The sequence below is a fragment of the Actinomadura livida genome (assembly GCF_014648675.1).
Classification (GTDB): Bacteria; Actinomycetota; Actinomycetes; order Streptosporangiales; family Streptosporangiaceae; genus Spirillospora; species Spirillospora livida.
In genome coordinates this window covers 202,277-204,348 of sequence record NZ_BMRO01000010.1, presented here as the reverse complement: position 1 = coordinate 204,348, position 2,072 = coordinate 202,277, and the positions used below count along the sequence as shown (strand labels likewise).

Sequence of the window (2,072 nt, the reverse complement as noted above, 5' to 3'; positions counted from 1 at the left end):
CCGCCGTGGCCCTGCCGGTGCCCGGGGCGAAGTGTCTTGGCGGCGGGGTCCTTTCGGCCGCGGGGTCCTTTCGGCGGCAATGTCCTTTCGGCGGCGGGCTTCCGGTGATGGTTGAGGAGGCCAATCCAGGGGACGAGATCCCCCCGAGGACGGTTTCGATTCCTCGCCCCCCGAATCGAAGGGACAAGGACGCGCCATGACCGAGTCCGCCGCCATGACCGACGACGTAGTGCGGCAGATCGACGCGTACTGGAGAGCGGCCAACTACCTGTCCGTGGGGCAGATCTACCTGCTGGACAACCCGCTGCTCCGCGAACCGCTCCGGCGGGACCACATCAAGCCCCGGCTCCTCGGCCACTGGGGCACCACCCCCGGCCTGAACTTCTGCTACGCGCACCTCAACCGCGCGATCAAGGCGCGCGACCTGGACATGATCTACATCATGGGGCCGGGGCACGGGGGTCCCGCGGCCGTCGCGAACGCCTGGCTGGAGGGCACCTACAGCGAGGTGTACCCGGACGTGTCGCTGGACGAGCCGGGCATGCGGCGGCTGTTCCGGCAGTTCTCGTTCCCCGGCGGCATCCCCAGTCACGTCGCGCCGGAGACGCCGGGCTCGATCCACGAGGGCGGCGAGCTGGGGTACTCGCTGGCCCACGCCTACGGGGCGGCGTTCGACAACCCCGGCCTGGTCGTCGCGTGCATCGTCGGGGACGGCGAGGCCGAGACCGGGCCGCTGGCGGCGAGCTGGCACTCCAACAAGTTCCTCGACCCGGTGAAGGACGGCGCCGTCCTGCCGATCCTGCACCTGAACGGCTACAAGATCGCCAATCCGTCGTTCCTCGCGCGGATCCCCGAGCAGGAGCTCGTCCAGCTGCTCGACGGCTACGGGTACCAGCCGTTCCTGGTGAGCGGGGACGAGCCCGCGTCCATGCACCGCAAGATGGCCGCCGCGCTCGACCAGGCGCTCGCCGAGATCGCCGAGATCCAGCGCGGCGCCCGCGAGGCCGGGGCCCGCGGCCGGCGCCGCTGGCCCATGATCGTGCTGCGGTCGCCCAAGGGCTGGACGGGCCCGGAGGAGGTCGACGGGAAGCCGGTCGAGGACACGTGGCGGTCCCACCAGGTCCCGCTCGGCGGCGTCCGCGACAACCCGGAGCACCTGGCCCAGCTGGAGGAGTGGCTGCGGTCGTACCGCCCGGACGAGCTGTTCGACGGCACGGGCCGCCCGGTCGCCGAGCTGCTGGCCACGGCGCCCGGCGGCGAACGCCGGATGAGCGCCAACCCGCACGCCAACGGCGGGCTGCTGCTGAAGCCGCTCGTCCTGCCCGACTTCCGCGACTACGCGGTCCCGGTCGACAAGCCCGGCACGACCAGTACCGAGCCCACCCGCACGTTCGGGTCGTTCCTGCGCGACGTCGTGCGGGCGAACCCGTCCAACTTCCGCATCATGGGCGCCGACGAGACCGCGTCCAACCGCCTCCAGGACGTGTTCGAGGCCACCGACCGCGTGTTCCAGGGCGAACTCCTCCCCACCGACGAGCACCAGGCCCCGTCCGGGCAGGTCATGGAGGTGCTGAGCGAGCACCTGTGCCAGGGCTGGCTGGAGGGCTACCTCCTCACCGGGCGGCACGGGCTCTTCAACAGCTACGAGGCGTTCGTCCACATCGTGGACGCGATGTTCAACCAGCACGCCAAGTGGCTGAAGGTGACCCGGCACCTCCCGTGGCGGGCGCCGATCGCGTCGCTGAACTACCTGCTGTCCTCGCACGTGTGGCGGCAGGACCACAACGGCTTCACCCACCAGGACCCCGGGTTCCTCGACGTCGTCCTGAACAAGAAGCCGGAGATCGTCCGCGTGTACCTGCCGCCGGACGCGAACACGCTGCTGTCGGTGGGGGACCACGTCCTGCGGTCCCGCGACTACGTCAACGTCGTCGTCGCGGGCAAGCAGCCGGCGCTGAACTGGCTGCCGATGGACGCCGCCATCGCGCACTGCACCCGCGGCATCGGCATCTGGGAATGGGCGTCCACCGACGGCGGCGCCGACCCCGACGTCGTCCTCGCCTGCGCGGGCG

Annotated in this window: 1 protein-coding gene; it reads left to right on the top strand. The window is 71.1% G+C overall.

Annotated elements, in window-relative coordinates:
- Positions 1-196: 196 nt before the first annotated feature.
- Positions 197-2,072 (top strand): phosphoketolase family protein (locus tag IEZ03_RS24270; protein ID WP_229808531.1); only part of this gene is annotated, 1,876 nt, incomplete at its 3' end.